Origin of the sequence: Rhizobium sp. CBN3 (assembly GCF_030518245.1) — a bacterium.
GTDB lineage: Bacteria > Pseudomonadota > Alphaproteobacteria > Rhizobiales > Rhizobiaceae > Rhizobium > Rhizobium aethiopicum_A.
Genome location: NZ_JAULSE010000033.1, coordinates 18,618 through 36,992 on the forward strand (window position 1 = coordinate 18,618; position 18,375 = coordinate 36,992).

Below are 18,375 nucleotides of genomic sequence, written 5' to 3' on the forward strand. Positions count from 1 at the left end.
CGCAGGGCTTGATTGCAAGCGAACGGCACGAACTTTTTTTCGGCGCCGTGGCGGACTTGCAGAAACGAGTATGGCACCTGAACCTCAGCCCTTCCGGCGTCTGAGGAGCATCTTCTTGTCGTGCCGCGCATACATCGAGTAAACGATAGGAATGAACCAGGGTTTGCCGTTGAAGAATGGGACGGCCCTCGGAGCGGCATCGAAATCGAACGCAGACCGCGATTGTTCCCCGTCACCGAGGATCTTGCACGCCGCCTTTTTGCCCAGCCATCTGGCCCACACGACACCGGAGCCGCAATAGCCGGTCGCATAGACTGTATTTCCGCGGGAGAACATGCGCGGGATCATGTCGCGGTTCATGGCGACATAGCCGAACCAGCTGTGCGTAAGACCTATTCCTGCGAGTTCGGGAAAAAGCCGCGCAAGTTCGCTTCGCAGATGTTCAATCGGAGCGGCGGAGTCTCCTTCAGTCGTCCCGTCGCGTCCGCCGAACAAGATCCGAGATCCATCGTGCGACGGCCGATAATAGTAGCTGAGCTTACGCAGGTCGCCATACATCATGCGTGGCGGCATCAGCCGATCCATCACCTCTCTGTCGAGCGGCTCAGTCGCGATTATCCTGCTGCGAACAGGGACAAGTCGGCGACGGAGCCACGGGTCGAAACCGTCGGTGTAGCCATCAGTGCAGACAAGAAGCTTTCTGGCGAAAACCTCTCCGCGCTGCGTTTGAATTCGCACTCCTCCGGCCTCGCTTGTCGATCCAAGGACTGCGGTATTTTCATGTATGATCGCCGACGATGAACTTGCCAGATCGATCATGGCCGCAAGAAGCTTGGCCGGCTGCAGCCCACCGATGTCTTTGCGCACAAGGCCTCCGACATAAAGGTCAGTTCCGATGAACTTCGGAACATCGGCCCTTTCCACCGGATATGCCTCGATGCCGAGATTCTGATGCAGAAAGTCTGCCTGACGACGGAGTTCGTCGGCTTGATCAGCCGTCATGGCCCCGTTGAAGGCGCCAGACAGCGAGAAGTCACATTCGACATTCTCGTCTCTGAGGAAGCGCCAGAGATCCTCTCGCGCGGCCTTACCTTCCAGGAGAATGGCTTGCGCCCTCTCCTGCCCGAACCGCCTGACCAAATCCTTCCGCCCCGGACGGATGCTTCCGCTGGACATGCCCCCGTTGCGGCCCGATGCCGCAAGACCAAGGGCCTGACGGTCGAACAGCTGGACATGCTTGCCCGCACGGGCAAGTTCGAGCGCCGCCGACAAACCAGTGTACCCTCCCCCAACGACCGCCACGTCGCATGTCTTCTCGACGTTCCGCGATGGCAGGGAAGGAAATGTGCTGTCCTCCCACCAGTAGGGCGTGGATTTAATGGGATGCGCTTGAGCTTGGGCCATGAGAGCTTAAGTTCCGGAAAGATGATTTCAATCGATTATTGGCTTAGTCTCGGCAGACCCAAAGCTTTCGCGTCGTTTCGATCACCCTCCAGGTTCCGACGAAACCTGGATGCATGGCGAAAGCGTCGCCGGCAACGATGCGTCGCGGCTCACAGCCATCCTCAATCAATTCGGACACACCCGACAGAATGACACAGAATTCGAAAGTTTCGCCCTTGATCGAGCGGTATGCGCCGGGCGTCGCTTCCCAGACGCCGGAGCGAACGACGCCGTCGGCGGTCTGTGCGATGTCCCAGGAGAGAAACTGCGGATTTCCCTCGACCAGCCTTTCAGGCGCGGGCTGGCCTTTACGCGGTTCAGGCAGATTGTTGTAATCGACGAAAGTGAGTTTGGACATTGGAAGACCTTTCTTGGATCTGCTTATCGGGCAAACGACAGGCGCCGTTCGAGGAGTTTCAAACCTGTCAAGACGACGACGTTTATAGTGAGATAGAACGCTGCGGTGACGATGAAGATGTCCATGATCGCGAACGTCTCGCTCATGAGCCGCTTCGCATATCCGGTTATTTCCAGAACGGTAATCGTTGACGCGAGGCTGGATTCCTTCACGATGATCGCCGCCTCGCTGCTATAAGCGGGAAGCGCCTGGCGCACGGCAAGCGGGAACTTCACCCTCCTGAAGACGTGCCACGGGTGCATGCCACAGGCTTCTGCCGCTTCGATAAGTCCTTTCGGCAGGGAGAGGAAAGCCGTGCGGAAAATCTCCGCCGTGTAGGCACCGGTGTTGAGCACCACGGCAAGGATTGCAGCGTTCAGCCCATCTCCGATCATCCACCACAGTACCGGGTTCTGACGAATAAAACTCACCTGGGCCAAGCCGTAATAGATGACGAAGATCTGGACCAGCATAGGCGTGCCGCGGAAGATCGCGCAGTAGGCGTCGCATACGCGGCGCAACACCCGGCTTCTCGAGCAGCGCGCGAGCCCGACGGCAACACCAAAGGGAAGCCCGATACCGACGCCCAACACGGCGATCAGCAACGTCGTCTTGGCACCTGTGACAAGGAACGGAACGGCATATGCAATTATTCCAAGATCCATGTCATCTTCCTCGGAAGCCGCGGTCGAGCGCACGTTCGGCGCTGGAAAACGCGGTTTGACTGACTGCGGTCATGCAGAAGAAGAGCGCCGCAGCGATGCAGTAGAAAAGCAACGGGGATCGCGTGATTCCTGCACCGATGGCAGCCGTCCTCATCAATTCCTGTAAGCCGACGACCGAGACGAGCGAAGTATCCTTGATCGTCATCTGCCAGACGTTGTTGATCCCGCCAAGCGCCAGCCGCAGTGCCAGTGGCAACGTGATGCGTATAAACGTTACACCTCTAGGCAAGGCGAGCGACTGAGCGGCTTCCAGCAGACCGTACGGCACCGCCTGAAGCGCACCCCGGATGACTTCGATCGAATAGGCGCACGAGATGACCGCGATCGCGATCACCCCGACGAGGTAGGGGTATGCGTCATCAGCCGAGTCCTGGTAGCCGAACGCAGCCGTAATCGCCTTCACCCACTCGATCGACCCGAAAAACAGGAGATAGATGACCAGCAGGCCCGGAACGCCACGAACAAGAATGCTGTACCCGTCCACGAGTTGCGAGACGAACACGACCTTCCGCCAGCGCATGATGGCCAAGGGGGTTGCAACGAGAAAACCGAGTGCCATTCCGATCAAACCGATCACGATCGTGACGACACTTCCTTTCAGCAGAGCCAGCGCCCAACTTTGCTCCACCATCAACACCCAAAGGTCACCCAACATGGACACAATCCCCGTGACCTGCCCTGGGCCGTGCCAAGGCAGGCTTCATGTTCGAAACGATCACTTCTTGCAGGGAATCGTGTAGTCGTCCTGGAACCAACGCATCGAGGCTTCTTTGACCTTGCCATCGTTGATCATGTTGCAGAGGGCGGCATCGACCTTGGTCTTGAGTTCGGTATTGCCCTTGCGCATGCCGACTCCCATGCCATGGCCAAGAACGTCTGGGTCATCCATGGCCATGATCTTCAGGTCGATCCTGGTGAAGTTGGCGCCGTCGGGCGTTGCGAAAAAATCCATCCATGTCGGCGAATCCGCCAAGGCGACGTCGATACGGCCGCTCGCGAGATCGGCGGTCAGCTGCGTGACGGCGTCGTATGTCTTAAGATCGGCGCCGTGCATCCGCTTCTCCATGAACCTGGCGTAGGTCGTCCCGGTGACGACGCCGACACTCTTGCCCTGGAGGGCCTTTTCGATTTCAGCGAGGCTCTTGAGCCCTGCAAGCGGGGAGTCCTTGGAGACAGCGAAATAGAGCGGTGTTGTCGCATAGGGGATGGAGTAGTCGATCTTCTTCTGACGTTCGGCGGTGATACCAAGGCCGGAAATGATGACGTCAAAGCGATCTTTATCCATGGAGGGCACCAGCGAGCTGAATGTCTGCACGACGAATTCACACTTCAGTTTCAGCTCGGCGCAGATGCCGTTGGCGATATCGGCGTCGAACCCGGTTACCTTGCCGCTCGGGTCGGCCATGCTGAACTTCGGCGCATCGCCCTCCGTCCCGATGCGCAGAACGCCGTCCTTTGCCGACGCGCCCGTTGCCAGTGAGCAGACGAGAAGGCTCGTTGCGAATGCTGACTTGATGAGATTGCTGTTGATCATAATGTTACCCCTTTTGGTTTTCGTTGTAGCGCGCTTTCAGGCGTTGGCCGCCATCACTGTCGATAGAAACCGCTTCACTCCTTCCGTCGCCGGGTTTCGAAACAATTCCTTCGGTTCGTCATCCTGCTCAAGGCGGCCGTTTTGCAGGAATATCATCCGGTTCGACACATCGCGTGCGAACCGCATTTCATGCGTGACGAGGAGGATCGTAGCCCCCGCTTCCGCCAGCGCCCTTATGACTTTCAGCACTTCACCCACGAGCTCGGGGTCCAGTGCAGATGTCGGCTCATCGCACAGCATCAGTTTTGGTCTCATTGCCAAAACACGCGCGATCGCGACGCGTTGTTGCTGCCCGCCCGAAAGCTGCTGCGGGTAGCGATCGCGGAAGCTCGCCATGCCCACTTTCGACAAGGCCGAGAGCGCTACCTCTTCGGCGTCGTTCTTCCCGAGTTTCAGCACCCAAACGAGTGCCTCGGTCACGTTGGACAGGACGCTCAGATGAGGCCAGAGATTGAAGTTCTGGAACACCATGCCGATCTGTCGGCGAAGATTCCTGATATCGCGAGCGTTGACGATCTGGCTCCCGCCGCGCTCATTATTGACGACGGAGACGGACTGGCCCATGCACTCGATCCGACCCGATGTCGGCGTCTCCAGAAAATTGATGCAGCGAAGTGCGGTGCTTTTTCCACATCCGGACGACCCGATCAGCGAGATCACTTCACCCTCTCGCATGTTGAAGCTGATCCCATCCAGGACCGTCGTCGATCCGAATGTTTTAGTGAGGTCATGCACCTTCAGAACGTCGTTCATGCGCTGCACCTTTCCAAAGCGAACGGCCACCGGTTTTTACAGCGGGGGGCCCTGTCAGTTGCTTTGGCGTCAACGCAACCAATCTGAACCTTACTTGCAGTTATAATAAGATTGGTCTCATTATTGGTGTCAATACAGATCAATTTGGTTGCGCAAATATTTTGCGGCGGGTCATGATTGCGGTATCGAATGACGTCGTCGATAAGATGGGAATAGGTAACTGATTCCTCCGGAGCATGACCGGGGAATGAGTCTGCGTGTTACCGCGCTGCAGCCTCATTGGAGAGGAAAGTGCGCGCTTGTCGGGCGTGTCAGCAGAGAACTTTCCCTCGCAGCGGGTAAACTCGACTTCCCCTCATCGTCTGCTTAGCACGGCGGAAGACGCCCTGGGCCCGGATTATTTGTTCGTTCGAGTTTTTCGATCCAGATGGTCTCACACGGCGGCATCATGAGCAAAATGCACGGCAGATTGGTCTGTTTGTACCGTTCCGACTGAGCGATTTGCATCTGATGATATGCGGATAAATCGCTTCATCGGAGGAAGCCACATGAAAATCTACAATATTGCCCTAATCGGATTTGGTGGCGTCAACCGTGCTTTGGCCGAACTCATCGCGACGAAGAATCCTCTGTGGGAACAGGATCTCGGTTTCCGCCTGAACATCGTCGCCGTCAGCGATCTCTATCTCGGTTCCGTCATTTCGCCGAACGGTCTGGATGCCAAGACCCTCGTGGAGGCGAATTTCGCGAAGGGCGGTTTTGGCGGGCTCTCCGGCGGCAGCGCCGAAGCTGACAACGAAGCCATCATCAAGACGGCGCCTGCCGACATCGTTGTGGAGGCGACATTTACGAACCCGACGGACGGCGAGCCCGCGGTTTCGCACTGCCGTTGGGCTCTGAACTCGGGCAAGCACGTCGTCACCACGAACAAGGGGCCTGTTGCAATCGCTGCTCGGGAACTGAAAGCCCTTGCCGAGGCGAACAGCGTTCATTTCGAGTATGAGGGATCCGTCATGAGCGGCACGCCCGTCATAAGGATGGCAGAGAAGACCCTCGCTGGCGCGGAGATCAAAGGGTTCGAAGGGATCCTCAACGGCACGTCGAACTTCGTCCTCGGTCGCATGGAGCAGGGTCTTGACTTTGCCAGCGCTGTCGCGGAAGCGCAGGCGCTGGGCTATGCCGAAGCCGATCCTACCGCCGATGTCGAGGGTTTCGACGTTCGCCTGAAAGTCGTGATCTTGGCAAATGAGCTGCTGGGAGCAAATCTCAAGCCGGAGGATGTCTCCTGCAACGGCATCTCCAAGCTTTCTCCCTCCGACATTCAAGCAGCTGCCAAGGCTAAAAGCCGTTGGAAACTGGTCGGGTCAGCAGTTCGCAATGCCGACGGGACGATAACCGGCAGTGTCGCGCCCAAACAGCTTGCCCTCGGACATCCGCTCGCCGGCGTCAACGGCGCTACCAACGCAGTATCGCTGAACACAGGGCTTCTCGGCCCCGTCACCGTGAGCGGCCCGGGCGCCGGTCGAATCGAAACCGCCTACGCACTGCTGTCCGACATCGTGGCTATACACAATGCGCAATCGGCAAATTTCGCGAAGGAGGCAGCGTGATGCCCGGTCTCGCCTTAAAACCTGCCTCTTCCAAAGAGATTATCGTCACTAATCCGTTCGATGGAAGCTTTGTAGGCACGATCCCAGAGACCAGTGCCGAGGCTGTGGACCTGTTGCTCGAACGCGCCAGGCGCGGCGCGCGAATTGCCCGGTCGCTCCCCCGCCACCAGCGCTCTGCAATTCTCGAAAGGGCCGCAGCCACCATTGAAGAACGCAAGGAGGAGTTTGCGCTCCTGATCGTACGGGAGGCGGGGAAGACGATTGCCCAGGCCCGCAAGGAGGCGACACGTTGTGTCAACACACTGAAACTCTCCGCCGAAGAAGCCAAGCGCAATGCCGGCGAGGTTATTCCGTTTGATGCCTATGCTGGATCGGAATCTCGCCAGGGCTGGTACACACGGGAGCCGCTAGGGATCATAGCTGCGATCACGCCTTACAACGACCCGCTCAATCTCGTGGCCCACAAGCTTGGCCCCGCCATTGCCGGCGCAAACGCGGTACTTCTGAAGCCGTCGGAGCTTACACCTCTGTCGGCCATCAAGCTGGTGGAGGTCTTGATCGAAAGCGGCTTGCCGGAAGAGGTCATCACGGTCGCTGTCGGCGCCGCCGACCTGGGCAAGGCACTTGTTTCGGCAAAAGACGTTCGCATGGTCTCCTTTACAGGGGGATTTGTCACGGGCGAAGCCATTGCAAGATCTGCAGGCATCAAGAAGCTCGCAATGGATCTCGGTGGCAATGCGCCGGTTATCGTGATGGAAAATAGCGATGTTCAGGCCGCCGTGGAAGATTGCGTGTCAGGCGCCTTCTGGGCGGCGGGCCAGAATTGCATCGGAACGCAGCGGATTCTGGTACAGCGCTCGGTCTATGAACGCTTCAAGACCGACTTCGTGGCGCGAACCGCCCGGATGAAGACCGGCGATCCGATGAACTCCGAGACTGACATGGGCCCGATGATCTCCGAACGTGCGGTGAACCACGCCGCCGCAATGGTGGAACGAGCAATCGCTGCCGGCGCGACGCTGCTCTGCGGTCACAAGCCAGCCGGCACGATCTTTCCCCCGACCGTCCTGGAAAACGTGCCGGCCACCTGCGACGTACTGAATGAGGAAGTCTTCGCCCCGGTCGTCATACTGCAGCCGTTCGATGAACTTGAAGAGGCGATAGAGCTGGCTAACAAGCCGGAATACAGCCTCCATGCCGGCATCTTTACCAACGATCTTGCCAGTGCGCTCGAGGCCGCCAAGCGGATCGATGCCGGCGGTGTCATGATCAACCAGTCGTCCGACTATCGGTTCGATGCAATGCCGTTTGGCGGATTCAAATACGGCAGCATGGGGCGCGAAGGCGTTCGCTTTGCTTATGAGGACATGACCCAGCCGAAGGTCGTCTGCATCACCTCGCTGCAGCACTGATCGCGGGCGCCAGCGCCAATTTGAACGCATCGTCGTTTTTGGAAGTCAAGATGTTCAAAGGATCCATCACTGCCCTTGTCACCCCTTTTGCCGATGGGAAAGTCGATGAGATTGCCCTCCGCAGCCTCATCGAATGGCAGATCGCCGAAGGCACGTCAGGGCTTGTCCCCTGCGGAACAACGGGGGAAAGCCCGGCCCTCAGCCATGCCGAACACAAGCGAGTCGTGGAACTCGCGATATCGGCAGCGAATGGTCGGGTTCCGGTTATTGCCGGCGCCGGCTCCAACAGCACCGAGGAAGCGATCAGCTTCGTGCGGCACGCACAGGAGGCCGGTGCAGACGGTTTGCTGATCGTCGCGCCCTACTACAATAAACCCACCCAAGAGGGGATCTATCAGCACTTCAAGGCCATCGACGCTGAAGCTGCGGTTCCGATCATTGTCTACAATATTCCGGGTCGGAGCGTGATCGATATTGAAGTCGAAACGCTTGCCCGGATTTTCAGAGATTGTCCGAACGTCAAGGGTGTCAAGGACGCGACAGGCAATCTCTTGCGACCGTCGCTGGAGCGTATGGCCTGCGGCAATGATTTCAATCTCCTCACCGGCGAAGACGGCACCGCGCTGGGCTACATGGCCCACGGAGGCCACGGTTGCATCTCCGTGACCGCGAACGTTGCTCCCCGGCTGTGTGCAGACTTCCAGCGGGCATGCCTGAAAGGCGAATTCGCGGCGGCACTGGCTCTTCAAGATCGACTGATGCCTCTGCATCGCGCGCTATTCCTCGAGACCAGCCCGGCTGGGGTGAAATTCGCGCTGGCGCAACTCTCGAAAATCCGCGGTGACCTGCGCCTTCCTCTCGTAGGGGTGAGCCATCCTGTTAAAGAGGTTATTACTCATGCCATGCGTCACGCCGGAATTCTGGACTAGGGGAGCGGCGAATGGGAATTGAACGCATAGAGACCGATTTGATCGGCCCCCTCCCTATCCCCGGTGACGTTCTCTACGGTGTCCATACGCGTCGAGCCGAACTCAACTTCACCGTTTCAGGCCTTCGCCTGAAAGACTTCCCCGAACTCATTCAGTCTATGGCTATGGTCAAGAAAGCGGCCGCTTACGCAAACGCCGAGCTTGGCCTGCTGTCAGCGGAAAAAGCGTCGGCGATCTCAGCGGCTTGCGATGAGCTCATCGAGTTGAAATGCGTTGATGAGAACTTCCCGGTCGATATGATGCAGGGTGGCGCCGGAACGTCCACCAACATGAACGTAAATGAAGTTGTTGCGAACCTGGCGCTCTTGAAGCTCGGTGCGAATGTGGGCGACTATGACAAGCTTCATCCGAATGATGACGTGAACCTGTCCCAGTCGACAAACGATGTCTATCCGACCGCACTGCGTCTGACCATTCTTCGTGCTTGCGAAGGGCTGATCGAGTCCCAGGTCGGGCTGCGCGATGCATTCCGCGCCAAGGCCCGTGAATATGCGACCGCGCTGAAGGTCGGCCGCACTCAGTTGCAGGACGCCGTCCCAATGACAGTCGGGCAGGAATTTGATGCGTTCGCCGAGCTGATCGACGAAGATATCAACCAACTGCAATCCGCTTCCAGGCTGTTGAAGGAGGTTAATCTCGGCGGATCTGCGATCGGAACTTCGATCAACGTCCCCCGCGGCTTTCCAGGCGCGGCTTGCATCCACCTCACACAGATTTCCGGTATCCAGCTCATTCGAGCTCGAAATCTGATCGAGGCCACCTCCGACACCGGTGGTTTCGTTTCCATCTCCAGTGTCCTCAAGCGGATTGCTGTGAAGCTGACAAAGGTCTGCAATGATCTGCGGCTCTTGAGCAGTGGGCCGAGGGGCGGCCTGGGGGAAATCCGACTTCCGCCCGTCCAGGCCGGTTCCTCGATTATGCCCGGCAAAATCAACGCCGTCATTCCGGAAATGATGAACCAAATCGCATTTCAAGTTATTGGAAATGATCTCACTGTCACCCTGGCGGCAAGTGCAGGGCAGTTGCAACTCAATGCGATGGAGCCCGTAATCATCCTCAACATCCTACAGTCCATGCGGATGTTGACGCGGGGCATGGACATTTTTAAGCAGCGGTGCGTCGCCGGCATTGAAGTTGATGTCGACCGTTGCAAGGACCTCCTCGATCAGTCTCTTGTCCTTGCGACACCGTTGGCGATGCTTATCGGCTACAGTAAGGCAGCGCAGCTTTCCAAGAAAGCCCTGACCGAAAGGCGGGGGCTACGCCAAGTCGTGGAAGAGGAAGGGATCTTAGCCTCCGGTCAAGTTGAAGAGCTCTTTGAGGGTAGCGCGACCTTCGCAAATTTCTGATGGGTTCATCGTCCGCATAAGGGTGGGAAATGGCTGTTTTTACCGAGCTGTCTGACGAAGATCGCCAACTCATTACCGCGGCTTATGGTTTTACGTCGCTTCTGTCGGTGATTGGCATTGCGGACGGCGACTCTGAGACGACCTATCTGTTTCGGACTGGGGAAGGCGAATTCATCGTTACGCTATTCGAGAACGGAGCCCAACCTTTAGATCTGGAAAGGGCCTTCGAAACCATGGAGGCTCTTTATCGACATGGCGTCCCCTGCCCGAAGCCGCTACGCACTGTCGCCGGCCACGCCACGTCTCGGGCCGCAGGTCGATTGGTTGCCATCGTCAGCTTCGTACCCGGCGCCTCACCCACATTTGCAAACCCGGCAAAATGCCTCAGCCTGGGCCGCGTGATGGCTGAAATGCACACTGTCTTAGAACGAAAAGCGAACCGCAAACCGACGGATCTTCCCACTGGCGCAATTCATGGCGCATTGGTACAGGAGAACGTCTTTTTCCTCGGAGAAGAAGTCAGCGGGGTCATCAACTTCAGGCTTCGGCACGAGGATGCGCTCGTGTCGGAGCTTGCTGATGCGCTTGTAGGTTGGGCGGGCGAAATCAACGGAGAGCTGAACAAAGAGCGGGCGCGAGCGCTGCTGAACGGTTATCAGGGAGTCCGCGGCCTGACTGATGCGGAAAAGAAGGCGCTGCCAGGATTCATAATGGCTTCGACATCAAGGCGTTTTTCGAGCAAGAAGGAAAGAACATTACTACCGGAAATCGCCGTGTTAGCTTATCGGTCCCTAACCCCCGACATTCTAGGTTAAGCGACCCGGCTCAATCCCCATGAAATATCTTCTCGATCGAACTGACGAACAGATACTTGTCGAATTGAAGGCCAACGCCCGTATCTCGCACGCGGATTTGTCGGCGAAGGTGAACCTTTCTCGCAACGCCGTGCGGGTGCGAATCGAACGTCTCGAACGAGAAGGCTTCATCAAGGGATATACAATCCTCACCGGGGATGGAGGGAATAGCCAAAACGTCACAACCGCATTGATTTTCGTCTATCGTCACGATCGCATGAGGGGCGGCGAAGTCATTCAGGCGCTACGGAAGATCCCAGAAGTCGTTGCTTGCGACGTTATGACCGGTGATTTCGATCTCCTCGTCCGGGTCGAGTCCCCCGAGGCCGACCGCATCCGGCAGATTTGGCAATTGATTGCCGAGATGCCCGGCGTGCGCGATACGCTAACTGCGTTCGCACTATCCTCTGTAATCCGAAGATAATCCGGTGTGATCGGTCAAAAAGGGGCAAGTGTCCGCCCCAACAGCAACCCCGGGTCCAAATTCAATTGTAGGACCATGCTGCTCGTGATGAGCACGCGCAAAATTGCGCCACCATCCGCTCCATGCGAGGGATGATCATTCCGGCGAGCAGGCCCAATTCGAGCTGTTGTTCACATGACGGAGCTTCGAGTGAAGACGCTCCCAGACCGGCGAATGGCCTGTCATCGTCACGCGGACTTGCCTTGCGGATCAAATGTTGAAGCCCACGTCTTCGGCTCCGGAGTTCGTGTCATCGCCCTCACATCGGCGGAGCGTAACGCTTCTCCGCCGATTTACGGCACGTTGATGTCCAGGCCGGTCGGTCGCGACGCTCGCGTACCGGAGGCGGCGGAGCTGGTTAGTTGACAGTGACGTAGATCTTCCGGACCGTCTCCACGGTGCGCCAGGTGCCGATGAATCCCGGTTTCATCACGAAACTATCGCCTGCTTTGTAGGTCACCGGTTCACCGCCATCCGGGGTGATTTCCACGACGCCTTGAAGGATGTGGCAGAATTCGAATGTCTCTCCCTTGACGGAGCGCGTCAGGCCCGGTGTCGCTTCCCAGACGCCGGTGTGAATCATGTCGTCTCGCGCAACGTCCTGGGGCCAGCTCTTGAAAGAAGGATTGCCGGAGATCAGGCGTTCCGGGCCCGGCTTTGACTCACGTGGTGTTTCCGTGCTGTTGGGTACTATGGTCTTGAGGAGGGACATATTTTCTCCTTGCTCTCCTGGTTGCAGCTTCAATAACCGCGGTCGCGATCGACGAGCCCGATCGGGTCTAGACCGTTGCGAAGGCGTTTGATGTTGTCGATGACGGCGCCAGCCGCCGTCTCTGCTTGCGTGACGCTTGCGACGTGCGGCGTCAGGATGATCTTCGGATGCCTCCAGAAACCATGTTCGGGGGGCAGGGGTTCAGGTTCGGTGACATCGATGACCGCACCCGACAAATGTCCATCATCGAGAGCCGCAAGCAGCGCGTCATGATCGAGTTGCGCGCCGCGCCCCACGTGGACGAGCGCCGCGCCCGCTGGAAGGGTCGCGAAGACCCCGGCGTCGAGTAGTCCTTGCGTCTCTTTGGTCAGCGGCAGGAGACAGATCAGGATGTCGGTGCGCGCAAGGAGCGGCGTAAGCCCCTCCGGCCCGTGATAGCAATCAACACCATGCACTTGTCGTACCGAGCGGCTCCAGGCCGCAAGCGGAAAGCCGAAGGGTTTCAGTCGCTCAATAACGGCCTGGGCGAGCATGCCAAGGCCAAGGATGCCGATCCGCTGCTGGCCAGCTTGTCGCACAGGTAGTGGGAGCCAGGCGGCTTCAGCCTGCTGTTCGATATAGGCCTTCAACTTGCGGTGCAGGACGAGCACGGCGAGCGTGACATATTCTTGCATCATCCGCACGATACCGTCCTCGACCATCCGGACGAGCATGACGTTTGGCGGAAGCGATTCTGGCTTGAACTGATCGACGCCGGCGCCGATCGAGAAGACAACCTTCAAGTTCCTGAAACGACGGAGATCGGGCGGTGCTGTCCACGTGAGAATGTAGCGGATTCCGTCCGGATTGCGATCCGAAATATCCATCACGAAGGGCAGATCGGGCAGGTCGCGTGCAAAAGCCTCGGCGAAGACGCGGCCTCTTTCTCGATCCGAATTGAACCAGAAAACCATGAAGCTCTCCTACTGCTGCAGCGTATTGGCGAGCCGCAGGATCATCTCTTCGCAGGCAGCCAGTTCGTCGAGGCGAATGAACTCGTCAGCACGGTGGGCGCGGGAGATGTCCCCGGGACCACAGATGATCGCGTCGATGCCGGCTGCCTGATAGAGTCCAGCCTCGGTGCCGTAGCTGACGGCAGCCAAAGTCTGCGCTGAGGTCAGCTCCTCCATCAGCCGAGCGAGCGGCCTGTCCGCATCAAGCGAAAGCGCCGGATAGGTGCTGCTGGTTTCCCACGTGACGCGGAAACCGTCTTTCGCCAAAGCCTCGGCCGTTGCCTTGATCTGTTCCAGGAGAACTGTTGGCGATACGCCGGGCACGGCGCGGGCTTCCAATTCCATGATGCAGACATCCGGGATGATGTTGACGCTGCGTCCGCCTGTGATCGTTCCGATCTGCAGCGTAGAATACGGCGGCTCGAAGCTCTGATCCGAGGCGCTGTCTCGCAAGGCATCAACGGTCTTCAGCGTCGCAGTCATCACCGCAGTCATGGCGTGAATGGCGTTCAGGCCCTTATCAGGGCGCGACGAATGACCGGTCGTGCCATGGATCTCGATGCGGGCGGCGGCCTTTCCCTTGTGACCGCGGATCGCCACCATACTGCTTGGTTCACCGATGATTGCTCCCAAAGGAGGAGCGCACAGGTTCCCGATCTGCTGCAACATATGCGGTACGCCGCGGCAGCCAGCTTCCTCGTCATACGAAAAGGCGAAGTGAATCGGGCGCCTCAATGGCATTTTTGCTATAGCGGGAAGTCCGGCAAGCGCGGCGGCAAGAAACCCCTTCATATCGGAGGCGCCCCTGCCAAAAAGCCGATCTCCCTCAGCCCGCAGGCGGAAGGGATCCGACGTCCAAGTCCGTTCGGAGGCCGAAACGACATCCATATGCCCTGAAAGAATGTAGCCGGGCTCATCTTTCGGGCCGATAGTGGCGAACAGATTTGCCCTATCCCCTTCCGGACCCGGCAAGACAGTCACGATGGCGCCATGACTTTCGAGATAGGTCTTCACCCAGGTGACGATGTCGCCATTCGGAGTCCCGACGACGGACGGAAAACCGACCAGCTGCTCCAGTATGTCCTTAGCATTCATCGCAGGTTCTCCATCACGTGTAGGGCACAACGCCGTACTGGCGCCCACTGGCCGCATGGCAGGCTCCGTTCGAGCAGCGGTCGCGGGGTCATCGTTCGGGGATCCCTTCCCGGTCTGGGGCGGCCAAATCGGCCGGCGCATTCTCGGTATCCGGTTTCCACCCGCACCCGCTGAATACTGCCCAGGCGAGCCCCTCGCGCTGATAAGCCAACGTCGCCAGCTCCATGAATCCGTTCTCCAACCTAATCTCACCTTGTCGCCGAAGCCTAAAGATGACAATTAATCCCAGATGAATAATCACTTCAGGTAGAGGTTAATGCTCACGTCCGACGATCTTGCCTTCTTTTCGGTCCTCACCACCTCCAAATCCCTCGCTGAAAGCGCGAGAAAGCTGAACGTCACCCCTCCGGCGGTAACCCAGCGCCTGCGCGCGCTTGAAGAGAAAGTCGGGGTAAGGCTGATCGACCGCTCCGGGCGCCACCTGCGTCTTACCGAAGAGGGCTCATTGGTCGCTTCCCACAGCGTCATCGTCAGCGATGCCATAGACTCGCTTACCGAAGCCCTGGCTGATCGCAAGGGTGCGGTCCGCGGGCACCTCAGGGTCGCAGCACCTCACGGTTTTGGTAGGATCTACGTGGCCCCGGTCGTGGAGGCGTTTGCTCGAGAGCATCGTGGTGCCACCGCTACCCTGCAACTGTCCGATCACCCCACGGCATTGATCGTCGACAGCTATGAGGTAGTTGTTCACATCGGGGCGTCCGCGCATCTGGATCAAGTCGTGACGACGCTGGCGCCGAACGACCGGATTCTGTGCGCAAGTCCCGAATACCTCGCTTCGGCTGCGCCCATTTCCACGCCCGCCGACCTGGCGCGACATCGCTGCCTTGTCGTTCGCGAGAATGAGGAGGACGTAACGCTCTGGCGGTTTAAGGGATCACGGCAGGAAAGTGCCACAGTGCGCGTCAACCCCGTTATGTCGAGCAATGATGGCGCCGTTATTCGGGATTGGGCGCTGGCCGGTCAGGGCATCATGATGCGCTCCGAATGGGCCGTTGCAGAAGACCTCGCCGACGGACGGCTGAGGCAGGTACTTCCCAATTGGAAGCTGCCGTCGGCCGATATCGTCGCCATCCTCGGATCGCGGCACGGACGAAGTGCGCGCACTGCCGCTTTCCTGACAATGCTTCGTCAGTCGCTGAAACCACTGCCCTGGAGCGCCGATGCTGCGGAGAAGCCTGGTCAATAACCGAGGATCGACTTCGTTTCGAGATACTCTTCAAGCCCGTATACGCCATACTCGCGGCCGTTGCCCGACCGTTTGTAGCCGCCGAAGGCGGCCGCTCCGTCCCAAGCCGGATAGTTGATATGGACCTGACCGGCACGGATGCGAGTGGCGACCCGGCGTGCCCGCTCCGGGTCTGAAGACTGAACATGGGCGCCCAATCCATAGACGGTGTCGTTGGCAATCGCGATTGCCTCTTCCTCGTCTTTGTAGGGGATGATCGAAAGGACGGGACCGAAGATTTCTTCACGAGCAATCCGCATTTGGGGCGTCACCGCGGAAAAGATTGTCGGTTGCGTGAAAAAGCCGGTATCAAGGCCGGCCGGCCGACCCAACCCGCCGCACAGCAGTTTGGCGCCGTCATCAATACCGGCCTGGATCATGACCTGTACCCTCTCGAACTGAGCACGATTGGCGATGGGGCCCATGTCCGTCGCCGGATCAAGCGGCGCGCCGACGCGGATGGCACGCGCAGTGGCGCTAGCCAACTCCTCGACTTCGCCGAGCCGATGTGCGGGCACGAGCATGCGCGTCGGGGCGCTGCACGACTGGCCGACATTGCGCATTCCGGCGAGCACGCCCTTCGCTACCGCCTCGCCGAAGTCGGCATCGTCGAGAAAAATGTTCGGTGACTTGCCGCCCAGTTCCTGCACCACCCGCTTCACCGTCGGTGCGGCCGCCTGCGCGACAAGCACCCCTGCGCGTGTGGAACCGGTGATCGAAATCATGTCGACCTCCGGATGGCTGGCAAGCGCTGCGCCTACGCTCTCGCCAGTGCCGTTGACCAGATTGAATACGCCCGGCGGAGTGCCGGCATCATGCATCAGTTGGGCAAAGAGCAGAGCGCTATAAGGTGACAGCTCACTGGGCTTGAGGACGATGGTGCAGCCTGCTGCGATCGCGGGAGCGACCTTAGCCGTGATCTGGTAAAGTGGCCAGTTCCAGGGTGTGATCAACGCACAAACCCCGATCGCTTCCTTCGCGGTTGCGGTGCGCCCATCAACCGTGGTGAATTGGTACTTCTCGAGAATCTCCATCTGGACACGGATGTGCTCGGCAGCAAAAGGAACCTGGGATGTCCGCGCGAAGCTGATCGCCGCCCCCATTTCCACGACGAGCGCTTCCGCGAACGTATCCGCTCTTTCTTTCAGGAGAGAATGCATCCTGCCGAGCAGACCAAGCCTCTCGGAAACAGATGCTTGAGAGAAAACCGGGAATGCTTTGCGGGCAGCTGCAACCGCGAGATCAACGTGATTAGCACCGCCCGCAGCAATTTGCCCAACAACCTGCTCGGAGGTGGGATTGACCACAGGCAAACGGGTTACATCCACAGCTTCCTGCCACTTCCCACCAATGTAGAACTGGCTCTCGCGTCCGGTCAGCATCATTTCACCTCGCTTCACGACATTGCGGCCATTGGACCTGCCATGCATAAGCATGCCCGGAAAGACCGGAAGATGACATTTAGGAGGACTGAATGTTTGCTTAAGAGAGGTGTTAACCACGAAGGCGCTCACACCGGCTGAACCTTGCGCGCCGCGGCACCTAAAGTTGGCAAGAAGCTCTTACGTTTTCTGGTTCTCCAGTTCGTCGCCACCTACCGATGCGTACCTCGGAGGAAATATTGCGCAGCCGGCTTTATTGCCGACGTGCTCGGCGGACGAACGCCTTAAACCACCGAAGCTGACTCGCCGGCGTTCGGCTGGGAAACATCATCGCTGCCAATCCCGACGTCATCGTCGTCGCGCAAGGCAATAGCTGACCGAGCGGCGACGCAGGTCAAGATCCAGTGCGTGGTCGAAGGCTTCTAAATCATCGCGATCAGTTACTATCTGCCGGGCTTGCTGAAGTTTATATATGAGACAGCGGACCATGCAGGGCTCCGTAGTGATCCGATAATCCTGCTTATTGCCGTTCCCCTGGTTTTGGGAGCCGTGCGATCGCCATCCTCCTCGTCAAGCATGCTCTGAAGCAGGGAGCGAGAGCTAAGGCGGCGCTTACAGAGCCGCGGGTCGCGCCAACGCGGGCGCCGACGATTTCGCGTTTTTCGATCAACTGAAGTAGAGTCCACACTCAGCCACACGAAGAGGTCCCGCAACTGGTGACCTTGTGCCTACTAGGCAATGACGTGGGAATTAGTCGTCCGGTTCCCTTTTCGTCCAGTTGAAAGGAATCGAACGTCAGATCCGTCGCCGCAAATAGTTATGTGTTTGGCATTCGGTAATTTTTCCGTTCGTCGACCCTCAGCCACTTCCAGTCGATACTTTATGCGATCATTTTAGCCCAGACCGTGAACATTCTTGCAACACGGCGTCCACGAGGCTCCGTGAACAGCGGCTCGCTTCGGACGGCCGCCTCGGCGCCACCCACCACGTGGATGGCCGGCATCCGAAACTCTGCACCGAAGCAGACTCAGAGCGAAGTCGTGGTGGCCGCTTTGCGTCTCCGGCCCTTAAGATAGGTCGAGCGGAATGTCCAAAGCCGACGTTCCGCTGGACGCCTGAGTCACCTCCTGTATGGGCGGTAAGCAGCCATTCCGGACGCCAAACCATAGTACCTGCTTTGTCGCGCAGCCGAAACAAGCGAGGCTCTAAATGTGGAGCCTCAACAGGTTGTCCTGGGTAAGAGCGAGTCTGCTGATTGGTGGTTTTGAATTTAGGCTTCCGTGAGGCCTGTGCCAATTGTAGCGATGGAGCCATCGTGGC

The 18,375-nt window shown here is 58.4% G+C and carries 17 protein-coding genes and 2 pseudogenes; 8 read left to right on the forward strand and 11 right to left on the reverse strand.

The genetic code is table 11. The features are described 5' to 3' along the window. Positions 1-84 precede the first annotated feature (84 nt). Genes QWJ46_RS28385 through QWJ46_RS28410 form a run of 6 tightly spaced genes read right to left on the reverse strand, consistent with a single transcriptional unit; the run spans position 85 to position 4,912 of the window. Positions 85-1,404 carry an FAD-binding oxidoreductase gene (locus tag QWJ46_RS28385; RefSeq protein WP_302755609.1) on the reverse strand — a complete coding sequence of 440 codons (1,320 nt, stop codon included), beginning with the start codon at positions 1,402-1,404 and terminating at the stop codon, positions 85-87. A 43-nt stretch (positions 1,405-1,447) separates the two neighbouring features. Continuing rightward, a complete protein-coding gene (locus QWJ46_RS28390) occupies positions 1,448-1,801 on the reverse strand; it encodes a cupin domain-containing protein (protein WP_092754245.1) in 354 nt (117 codons plus the stop codon). 23 nt (positions 1,802-1,824) lie between these two features. Next, positions 1,825-2,505 carry an ABC transporter permease gene (locus QWJ46_RS28395; RefSeq protein ID WP_302755614.1) on the reverse strand — a complete coding sequence of 227 codons (681 nt, stop codon included), beginning with the start codon at positions 2,503-2,505 and terminating at the stop codon, positions 1,825-1,827. Between the two features lies 1 nt (position 2,506). Further along, complete coding sequence (locus QWJ46_RS28400; protein ID WP_302755616.1) at positions 2,507-3,220, reverse strand: ABC transporter permease subunit; 714 nt, start codon at positions 3,218-3,220, stop codon at positions 2,507-2,509. 60 nt (positions 3,221-3,280) lie between these two features. Then, on the reverse strand, positions 3,281-4,099 hold the full coding sequence (locus QWJ46_RS28405; protein ID WP_302755618.1) for a transporter substrate-binding domain-containing protein: 819 nt from the start codon (positions 4,097-4,099) through the stop codon (positions 3,281-3,283). A 36-nt stretch (positions 4,100-4,135) separates the two neighbouring features. Next, positions 4,136-4,912, reverse strand: a complete 777-nt coding sequence (locus QWJ46_RS28410; RefSeq protein ID WP_302755619.1) for an amino acid ABC transporter ATP-binding protein — start codon at positions 4,910-4,912, stop codon at positions 4,136-4,138. Between the two features lie 548 nt (positions 4,913-5,460). Here QWJ46_RS28410 and QWJ46_RS28415 point away from each other — a divergent pair. From QWJ46_RS28415 to QWJ46_RS28440, 6 genes are read left to right on the forward strand one after another with little or no spacing between them, the layout of a single operon-like run. Further along, entirely contained in the window at positions 5,461-6,522 is a 1,062-nt protein-coding gene (locus QWJ46_RS28415; protein WP_302755621.1) for a homoserine dehydrogenase, read from the forward strand. After that, entirely contained in the window at positions 6,522-7,934 is a 1,413-nt protein-coding gene (locus QWJ46_RS28420; protein WP_302755622.1) for an aldehyde dehydrogenase family protein, read from the forward strand. The genes QWJ46_RS28415 and QWJ46_RS28420 overlap by 1 nt, the downstream gene beginning before the upstream one ends. Positions 7,935-7,984: 50 nt before the next feature. Beyond that, entirely contained in the window at positions 7,985-8,863 is an 879-nt protein-coding gene (gene dapA / locus QWJ46_RS28425) for a 4-hydroxy-tetrahydrodipicolinate synthase (protein ID WP_302755623.1), read from the forward strand. Between the two features lie 11 nt (positions 8,864-8,874). Beyond that, complete coding sequence (locus QWJ46_RS28430) at positions 8,875-10,272, forward strand: aspartate ammonia-lyase (RefSeq protein ID WP_302755624.1); 1,398 nt, start codon at positions 8,875-8,877, stop codon at positions 10,270-10,272. Between the two features lie 29 nt (positions 10,273-10,301). Continuing rightward, positions 10,302-11,087 carry a homoserine kinase gene (locus tag QWJ46_RS28435; protein WP_302755625.1) on the forward strand — a complete coding sequence of 262 codons (786 nt, stop codon included), beginning with the start codon at positions 10,302-10,304 and terminating at the stop codon, positions 11,085-11,087. Between the two features lie 19 nt (positions 11,088-11,106). Next, the gene (locus QWJ46_RS28440) at positions 11,107-11,550 is read left to right on the forward strand and encodes an Lrp/AsnC family transcriptional regulator (protein ID WP_125846419.1); all 444 of its coding nucleotides are present in this window, start codon (positions 11,107-11,109) and stop codon (positions 11,548-11,550) included. A 397-nt stretch (positions 11,551-11,947) separates the two neighbouring features. On the opposite strand, the gene QWJ46_RS28445 is transcribed toward QWJ46_RS28440, so the two are convergent. Genes QWJ46_RS28445 through argE form a run of 3 tightly spaced genes read right to left on the reverse strand, consistent with a single transcriptional unit; the run spans position 11,948 to position 14,388 of the window. Then, the gene (locus tag QWJ46_RS28445) at positions 11,948-12,301 is read right to left on the reverse strand and encodes a cupin domain-containing protein (protein ID WP_184460416.1); all 354 of its coding nucleotides are present in this window, start codon (positions 12,299-12,301) and stop codon (positions 11,948-11,950) included. A gap of 29 nt (positions 12,302-12,330) precedes the next feature. Continuing rightward, complete coding sequence (locus tag QWJ46_RS28450) at positions 12,331-13,254, reverse strand: glyoxylate/hydroxypyruvate reductase A (RefSeq protein WP_302755626.1); 924 nt, start codon at positions 13,252-13,254, stop codon at positions 12,331-12,333. 9 nt (positions 13,255-13,263) lie between these two features. Continuing rightward, positions 13,264-14,388 carry an acetylornithine deacetylase gene (argE, locus tag QWJ46_RS28455; RefSeq protein ID WP_302755627.1) on the reverse strand — a complete coding sequence of 375 codons (1,125 nt, stop codon included), beginning with the start codon at positions 14,386-14,388 and terminating at the stop codon, positions 13,264-13,266. 316 nt (positions 14,389-14,704) lie between these two features. Here argE and QWJ46_RS28460 point away from each other — a divergent pair, with 316 nt between their 5' ends. Beyond that, on the forward strand, positions 14,705-15,634 hold the full coding sequence (locus tag QWJ46_RS28460; protein WP_302755628.1) for a LysR family transcriptional regulator: 930 nt from the start codon (positions 14,705-14,707) through the stop codon (positions 15,632-15,634). Here QWJ46_RS28460 and QWJ46_RS28465 read toward each other — a convergent pair. Further along, complete coding sequence (locus tag QWJ46_RS28465; RefSeq protein WP_302755630.1) at positions 15,628-17,055, reverse strand: aldehyde dehydrogenase family protein; 1,428 nt, start codon at positions 17,053-17,055, stop codon at positions 15,628-15,630. The two genes, QWJ46_RS28460 and QWJ46_RS28465, sit on opposite strands and share 7 nt — an antisense overlap. 178 nt (positions 17,056-17,233) lie before the next feature. Here QWJ46_RS28465 and QWJ46_RS28470 point away from each other — a divergent pair. Next, a pseudogene (locus QWJ46_RS28470) lies at positions 17,234-17,417 on the forward strand (ABC transporter substrate-binding protein); the annotation flags it as partial. Positions 17,418-18,260: 843 nt separating this feature from the next. Here QWJ46_RS28470 and QWJ46_RS28480 read toward each other — a convergent pair. Beyond that, positions 18,261-18,375 (reverse strand): annotated as a pseudogene (locus tag QWJ46_RS28480) (IS481 family transposase); the annotation flags it as partial.

Bases quoted from the DNA above. Each gene is read 5' to 3' on its own strand.
- QWJ46_RS28420 (WP_302755622.1), top strand. From the start codon at position 6,522: ATGCCCGGTCTCGCCTTAAAACCTGCCTCTTCCAAAGAGATTATCGTC.
- QWJ46_RS28435 (WP_302755625.1), top strand. From the start codon at position 10,302: ATGGCTGTTTTTACCGAGCTGTCTGACGAAGATCGCCAACTCATTACC.
- QWJ46_RS28400 (WP_302755616.1), bottom strand. From the start codon at position 3,220: ATGTTGGGTGACCTTTGGGTGTTGATGGTGGAGCAAAGTTGGGCGCTG.
- QWJ46_RS28405 (WP_302755618.1), bottom strand. From the start codon at position 4,099: ATGATCAACAGCAATCTCATCAAGTCAGCATTCGCAACGAGCCTTCTC.
- QWJ46_RS28395 (WP_302755614.1), bottom strand. From the start codon at position 2,505: ATGGATCTTGGAATAATTGCATATGCCGTTCCGTTCCTTGTCACAGGT.
- QWJ46_RS28385 (WP_302755609.1), bottom strand. From the start codon at position 1,404: ATGGCCCAAGCTCAAGCGCATCCCATTAAATCCACGCCCTACTGGTGG.
- QWJ46_RS28445 (WP_184460416.1), bottom strand. From the start codon at position 12,301: ATGTCCCTCCTCAAGACCATAGTACCCAACAGCACGGAAACACCACGT.
- QWJ46_RS28415 (WP_302755621.1), top strand. From the start codon at position 5,461: ATGAAAATCTACAATATTGCCCTAATCGGATTTGGTGGCGTCAACCGT.
- QWJ46_RS28390 (WP_092754245.1), bottom strand. From the start codon at position 1,801: ATGTCCAAACTCACTTTCGTCGATTACAACAATCTGCCTGAACCGCGT.
- dapA (WP_302755623.1), top strand. From the start codon at position 7,985: ATGTTCAAAGGATCCATCACTGCCCTTGTCACCCCTTTTGCCGATGGG.
- QWJ46_RS28410 (WP_302755619.1), bottom strand. From the start codon at position 4,912: ATGAACGACGTTCTGAAGGTGCATGACCTCACTAAAACATTCGGATCG.
- QWJ46_RS28430 (WP_302755624.1), top strand. From the start codon at position 8,875: ATGGGAATTGAACGCATAGAGACCGATTTGATCGGCCCCCTCCCTATC.
- QWJ46_RS28450 (WP_302755626.1), bottom strand. From the start codon at position 13,254: ATGGTTTTCTGGTTCAATTCGGATCGAGAAAGAGGCCGCGTCTTCGCC.
- QWJ46_RS28465 (WP_302755630.1), bottom strand. From the start codon at position 17,055: ATGCTGACCGGACGCGAGAGCCAGTTCTACATTGGTGGGAAGTGGCAG.
- QWJ46_RS28460 (WP_302755628.1), top strand. From the start codon at position 14,705: ATGCTCACGTCCGACGATCTTGCCTTCTTTTCGGTCCTCACCACCTCC.
- QWJ46_RS28440 (WP_125846419.1), top strand. From the start codon at position 11,107: ATGAAATATCTTCTCGATCGAACTGACGAACAGATACTTGTCGAATTG.
- argE (WP_302755627.1), bottom strand. From the start codon at position 14,388: ATGAATGCTAAGGACATACTGGAGCAGCTGGTCGGTTTTCCGTCCGTC.